The sequence below is a fragment of the Phenylobacterium sp. genome (genome assembly GCF_031425575.1).
Lineage (GTDB): Bacteria > Pseudomonadota > Alphaproteobacteria > Caulobacterales > Caulobacteraceae > Phenylobacterium.
This window is the reverse complement of sequence record NZ_JANPJP010000079.1, coordinates 1-6,242: the sequence shown is the minus strand read 5'-3', so window position 1 is coordinate 6,242 and position 6,242 is coordinate 1. Positions and strand designations below refer to the sequence as shown.

Sequence of the window (6,242 nt, the reverse complement as noted above, 5' to 3'; positions counted from 1 at the left end):
TACGCCATGACCTCGCTCCAGCCCGCGCCCCGCAACGTCGTTCTGATCGGCTATGACGGGGCCCAGTCCCTCGATCTCGTTGGTCCGCTGGAGGTGTTCGCCATGGCCAACCGCTATGCCGGCGCCCAGGCCTACAACATCTTCCTGGCGTCCCTGGAGGGCGGGATGATCACCTGCAATTCCGGTCTCCGCCTGGCCGACTTCACGCCGATCGCCGACCTGCCCGCGGGCCTGGACACCGTCCTGGTGGCCGGCGGCGACCATGCGGGGCTGCTCTCCATGCGTGGCAGCGGGCTTGCGGAGTGGCTGCAGGTCCGCCGCGACAAGATCCGCCGGATCGGCAGCGTCTGCTCGGGCGCCTTCGTTCTGGCCGAGGCTGGCCTGCTGGACGGCCGGCGGGCCACCACCCACTGGGACTCCTGCGAGGAGATGCGCAGCTTCCGCCCCCAGGTGCGACTGGAGCCGGACGCCATCTTCGTGGCCGACCCGCCCTTCTACACCTCCGCCGGAGTGACCGCCGGGATCGACCTGTGCCTGGCCTTCGTGGAGGCCGACCTGGGGGCCGAGGTCGCCCTGGCCGTGGCGAGGAACCTGGTGCTGTTCATGCGCCGTCCGGGGGGGCAGACCCAGTTCAGCGCGGGCCTAGGGGTGCAGGCCGCCGCGACGCCGCGCCTGCGAACCCTGATCGCGGAGGTGACTGCTGATCCCTCCGGCGATCTCAGCCTGCCGGAACTGGCGCGTCGCGCAGGCATGACCGAACGCACCTTCTCGCGGGTCTTCCAGAAGGAGACGGCGACAACGCCCGCCGCCTTCGTGGAGCTCGCGCGCGTCGACCGGGCCAAGGCCCTGCTGGAGACCTCCGACTGGCCCCTGGCGCGGGTGGGGGAGCGCTCAGGCTTCGGCAGCCTGGACGGTCTCCACCGGGCATTTCAAAAACGCGTGGGGATAACACCGGGGGAATATCGCCAGAGGTTTGGCCGCGTGGCGGCCTAGCGTCCCTTGCGCAGCGTCGCCAGGGCCTCGGCGACCAGCCCCAGGGCCGCGCCGGCGGCCAGCCAGGCGGCGATGGGCTTGTCGGCCTGCTCGGCGACATAGACCCCGATCAGGCCCCAGGCGATGGGCGCGAGATAGACCGGGGAGCGGAGCCGCCAGCCGACGAAGCCGCCAAAGGTCAGCACCACGGCGATGCCGATCACCGCCCAGGTGAGGTCGGGGCCGATGACGCCCTGAGCCGTCAGGACGGTCAGGATGTTGATGGCCGAGGCGATGGTCAGCCAGCCGGCCAGCAGGGACAGCGGCCAGACGATCAGCAGCTTGTCGCGGAAGGCGGGCGTCTCGGCGGCGCGGGCGCGCATCAGGCCGCTGATCATCGCGCCGGCCGAGACCAGGATGATCGCCACGCTGAGCCATTGCTGGTTGAAGGCCGAGGCCAGGAGCCAGGCGCCGCAGCCGGCGATGGCCACCACGGAAGGCCAGGCCACCGCGCGCAGAGTGGGCGACTCGGGCGCCGCAGTGAGCTGATAGACGGCGTAGGCGGCCATGCCCAAATAGATCAGCCCCCAGATGGAAAAGGCGTATCCGGCGGCCCGCAGGGTCTGGTCGCCTTGGCTGGAGAACTCTTGGGCCGTCATGCCGAAGTTCTGGGTCGCCTGGAGCGCGGGGATGGCGATGGCGGCCACGACCGCAAGCAGCACGGCGAGGCTGCGTCCGAGGGGTTTTCCGCTCATGTCAAAGCTCCGCTTGAAACCAGGGGAAAGCCGGCGCGTGGCGGCGGTTCCGTCCAGGACTGACAATAGGGGAGGGGGAGACCGGCGAGGTCTGAAATTCCAACTGGCTCCCGGAGCAGGACTCGAACCTGCGACAAGTCGGTTAACAGCCGACTGCTCTACCAGCTGAGCTATCCGGGATCACCGTTGGAGGCGGGCGTATACGATGGCCCGCGCGTCGGTGCAAGCGCGTCTGAGCGCTCTTTTAGTACCCCGCGGCTTTGCCGTTCGGCTGGCCGTCGACGATCTGGTCCAGGTACTCGCTGAGGCCGTAGCCCACGAGGTCGCCGCACCGGTATTCCGTCATGCCCTCGGTGATGCGGGTGTGCAGCTCCTGGCCGTCCGGCGTGGTGCGGCGGTTGCGCAAGGGGATCAGGGACATGACCTTGCCGGTCACCTCATAGCTCTTGCCGCCCTGCGTCTTCACCTTGGCCCGCAGGGCGGTCTGGTAGCCGCGCTCGTCCCAGTCTGAGTCGATCACGCACTCGGAAATCAGGTCATAGGCGCCACCCTCGAACACCATGCCGCCCTGGCGCGCGCCGCCCTTGCCGTCGCCGATCACCGACAGCATCATCCCGAAGTCGCGGCCGAAGTTCATCGGGCACCAGCGATACCAGTCGATGGCCTGCCAGTGGCGCGGGCCCCAGGACTTGTCGCGCAGGCCGTAGCCCTGGATCTCGAAACGCTCGTCGCCGATGGTGAAGGCGCCCTTGGCCGAGCAGTGCTGTTCGTAGTGGGCCTTGGCGAAGGACTTTTCCGGGTCGATCTCGATCGGGACCCCGTCCTCGCGCACGGTCTCGCCGCCGTACATCGGCGAGACGCCCTCGTAGTCGAGGTTGATGGTGCAGGGGAGGGACGGATTGTCGCGGAAGGCCTTTTTCGGGTCCGCCATCTCGTGGGGACGCTCCAGAATCAGCGCCTTGCCCGAATAGGTCACCCGCAGATGCTTGAAGGGCTCGATCACCTCGACCTTGAGTCCCCCGGCGTTCATCTCCGAATTGTCGGTGATGGCGGGCCGGGCGAACATGAAGCCCACCCGCCCGTCGGGCAGGTAGAGGCAGATGGTCATCTCGGCGTAGTGCTCGTTGGCGCGGTTGCCGATGCGGAACCAGCCGCCGGTCTTCGTCCTCGGATCGAAGACGTTGAAGTACATGGATTCGTTGTAGTTCTTCACGTCACCCGGATCGTGGGTGAACTCGTCCTGGGGTTCCAGGCGGGTCTTGAAGCCGGTCGGGGCCTTGGCCATGGCGCATCCTCCACACGCGATTTTGGAGGGAGCCTGCGCGCCTTGACGCCGGGGCGGCCAAACCAAATTGGCCCGCGACCGAAAAAAGAGCCCGGCCGAGGCCGGGCTGTGAAGTGGTGATGGTGGGGTGTCTTCAAGGAAGACCACCAGAGACTCCGCCCTTATGGTTAATCAGGTCTTAACCGCGTCGGTCGCCTCGGGGGTCATGACGTGTGGGTAGTACTGGCGGTCCCAATGGTCCGGCCGGAAAAGCACCTTGCCGTTCAGCAGCACCTCGTCGCCCTCATTGTAGGGATGAGCCGCGAGTAGGACGTCTGTCGCGTCGGCGATGTCGGGGTCGTCGTAGTGATCCATGTGGAAGTGGTCCCAGCGTTCGCTCAACCCCTGCAGCTCTTTGACAAGCAGGTCTCGGCCCGCCTCATTGACCAGCATCTCGAACGTGCCGTCCGGGCGTAGGCAGACTGTCACGCGTGGTTTCACTGAAGGTCTCCACCTAGGTTGGCGCGGCAGTGTCGCCGCCAACACGGGCCTCCACAATAGAGCGCCCTCGACGCGCGGCCGCAGCCTCGGCTAACTCAGGGCCGGTCTCAGGCGGAATCGCATGCGCATTCATTTCACGGGCATAGCCGGGGCGGGCATGAGCGCGGTGGCGCTGATGATGCGCGATGCGGGACACGAGGTCTCCGGCTCCGACGAGGACGTCTTCCCGCCGATGTCGACCTATGTGGCCGGGCTGGGCTTCCCTGTGACCTATCGCTTCGACGCCGCCAACCTCCCGAAGGATCTCGACGTCCTGGTGCTGGGGACCAGCGCCAAGCTGGGGGGCGACGACAATGTGGAGGTGGCCGCCGCCCGAGCCCGCGGCGCCCGCATCACCACCTTCGCCGAACTGGTGGGGGAGACCACGGGGCGGCGCGAAAACATCGTGGTGGCGGGCTCCTTCGGGAAGTCCACCTGCTCGGCCCTGATGGCCCACATCCTGCGAGAGGCCGGCCACGACTCCGGCTGGATGATCGGCGCGATCTCGCCCTCCCTGCCGGCCACCGGCCACTGGGGGACCCGCCACGAGATGGTGCTGGAGGGGGATGAGTACATCGTCGGCAATGGCGATGGGCGCTCGAAGTTCGACCTCTACCACCCGGCCCACCTGCTGCTGACCTCCCTGGTCCATGACCACGTCAACGTCTTCCCGACCTTCCGCGAGTACGAGGCGCCGTTCATCCGGCTTATGCAGGACCTGCCCAAGGGCGGGCTGATGGTGGCCCGCGACCACTCGGCCATCCACAAGATCGCCGCCGAAACCCAGGCCCACACGGTCTGGTACGACACGGTTCCCTGCGACGGCTGGTTCAGCGACGACGTGGCCTATGGCGAAACCACGACCTTCACGCTGGTCCACCGGGACGGCGAGCGCCTGCCGCTGAGCACAACCCTGCTGGGCGCGCACAACATCGAGAACATCGTCGGCGTCAGCGCCTTCCTGCGGGAGCGCCACCTGGTCAGCGAGGCGGACCTGGTCAAGGGCGTGGCCAGTTTCGACGGCATCCGCCGCCGCCTGGATCGGTTGACCCGAACCTCCAGGGTCCCGCTGATCGAAGGCTTCGGATCGTCCTACGAGAAGGCTCGCTCGGCCATCGACGCCCTGCAGCTGCACTATCCGGACCGCCCGCTGATCGTGGTGTTCGAGCCCCACACCTTCTCCTGGCGCAGCAAGGATGCCCTGGCCTGGTACGACACGGTGTTTTCCGGCGTCTCCCGGGTGCTGATCATCCCGCCGCCGGGACATGGGGCGGAGACCCACCACCAGTCCACCCACGCCGAAATCCTGGACCAGGTCTATGCCGCCGGGGTCAGGGTCGAGGGTCCCACCAACGCCCAGGCCGTGACCGAGCAGCTCTCGAACTTGAAGGGCGACGAGATCGTGCTGTTGCTGTCCTCTGGTCCCTTGCTGGGCCTGCCCGACAGCCTGCCGGCGGTGATGGACCGCCTCTACGGATGAGGACCGCCATGCGCCCGCCGATGATCGCCCTGGTCGCCGCGCTCAGCCTGGCGGCCTGTCAAAAGCCCGCGCCGGTCCCGCCGCCCCCACCGGCCGTCACGCCCTTGACCGACGCCGAGCAGAACGCCGCCCGCGAGGCGCTGCTGGCGCACGAAGGGGAATGGGACTGCGCGGCGCCCGCGCCCTTCGACCGCAATAGCCGCCGGCTGCTGGTGGAGGCGCCGCAGGCCTTTGTGGTCTCGCCCGCTGGGTTCCCCGGCCCGGTGGTGATCGGTGGCGCCACCGGCGCGACGGTGTTCCGCAAGACCGGCGGGGGTTGGGCCGGCTACATGGTCGACCCGATCTCGCAGGTCCAGGCCGTGCGCTACGGCCCGGCCGGTCTCTACCTGATCACCAAAGTCACCCGTGAGGGCGGCGGGCCGCTGGGAATCGCCCTCCTGCCCACCGGCGGCGGCGCCCTGGTCTGCGCCGGGCTCGCCTCTCCGGAGGCGCTGAACGCCCCGACCGAGCACCCGGAATTCGTCAGCCTGTCGGTCAGCCGGGCGGGCAAGGGATCCCTGGTGGCCAAGGCCGAACGGGAGGACCAGGCCCCGCTCTGGTTCCGCTATGACACCGCCGACGGGGGCGCGACCTGGACCGCGCCCAGAACCATAGCCGGCCCGGAGGGAACCGACCTGACGGCGCCGGACGAGGCCAAGGTCCCAGCCCCCCTGGCCCGCGAAATCGCCGGGGCCTGACGCGAGGTACCCGATCCGGCGAAGATCGGCGCCTCTCTCCCGGGCGAGCCCTGGTGGAAGACTCAGAGCCCGGCCTCGGCATAGGCCTTCTTCTTGGGCCCCATGAAGCCGAACAGGAAGGCCGCGACCTTGCGGATCTGGATCTCCTCGGCGCCCTCGGTGATCCGGTAGCGGCGGTGGTGACGATAGATGTGCTCGAAGGGCTTGTGCCGCGAATAGCCGATGCCGCCGTGCACCTGCATGGCGCGGTCGGCGGCCTCGCAGACAAGGCGGTTGGCCCAGTAGTTACACATCGACACCTTGTCGGAGATCTGCCGCTCGATCTCCTTGTGCTCCATGTGGTCCATGTCCCAGGCGGTCTTGCGGATCAGCCAGCGGAGCATCTCGCACTGGGTGGCCAGCTCCACCAGCGGCCACTGGATGGCCTGGTTCTCGGCCAGCGGCTTGCCGAAGGGCTTGCGGGCCCGCGCATACTTGACGCTTTCCTCGATGCA

7 protein-coding genes and 1 tRNA gene are annotated in these 6,242 nt (G+C 68.1%); 3 read left to right on the top strand and 5 right to left on the bottom strand.

The annotated features are described in order from the left end of the window. The coding region (locus RMO97_RS04370) for a GlxA family transcriptional regulator (protein WP_310539321.1) at positions 1–993 on the top strand (993 nt) is incomplete at its 5' end. Here the strand turns inward: RMO97_RS04370 and RMO97_RS04365 are convergent. The 4 genes from RMO97_RS04365 to RMO97_RS04350 form a co-directional block, all read right to left on the bottom strand. Beyond that, positions 990–1,727, bottom strand: a complete 738-nt coding sequence (locus RMO97_RS04365) for a hypothetical protein (protein WP_310539320.1) — start codon at positions 1,725–1,727, stop codon at positions 990–992. The two genes, RMO97_RS04370 and RMO97_RS04365, sit on opposite strands and share 4 nt — an antisense overlap. A gap of 104 nt (positions 1,728–1,831) precedes the next feature. Beyond that, positions 1,832–1,907, bottom strand: a tRNA-Asn gene (locus RMO97_RS04360). A 64-nt stretch (positions 1,908–1,971) separates the two neighbouring features. Further along, a complete protein-coding gene (locus RMO97_RS04355) occupies positions 1,972–3,012 on the bottom strand; it encodes a hypothetical protein (protein WP_310539319.1) in 1,041 nt (346 codons plus the stop codon). A gap of 171 nt (positions 3,013–3,183) precedes the next feature. Then, on the bottom strand, positions 3,184–3,492 hold the full coding sequence (locus tag RMO97_RS04350) for a hypothetical protein (RefSeq protein WP_310539318.1): 309 nt from the start codon (positions 3,490–3,492) through the stop codon (positions 3,184–3,186). 121 nt (positions 3,493–3,613) lie between these two features. On the opposite strand from RMO97_RS04350, the gene RMO97_RS04345 reads away from it, so the two are divergent. Continuing rightward, positions 3,614–5,011 carry a Mur ligase family protein gene (locus RMO97_RS04345; protein ID WP_310539317.1) on the top strand — a complete coding sequence of 466 codons (1,398 nt, stop codon included), beginning with the start codon at positions 3,614–3,616 and terminating at the stop codon, positions 5,009–5,011. A gap of 8 nt (positions 5,012–5,019) precedes the next feature. Beyond that, positions 5,020–5,748, top strand: a complete 729-nt coding sequence (locus tag RMO97_RS04340) for a hypothetical protein (RefSeq protein ID WP_310539316.1) — start codon at positions 5,020–5,022, stop codon at positions 5,746–5,748. 62 nt (positions 5,749–5,810) lie between these two features. Here the strand turns inward: RMO97_RS04340 and RMO97_RS04335 are convergent. Then, positions 5,811–6,242, bottom strand: a 432-nt coding sequence (locus RMO97_RS04335; RefSeq protein ID WP_310539315.1) for an acyl-CoA dehydrogenase, incomplete at its 5' end; no start/stop codon positions are given.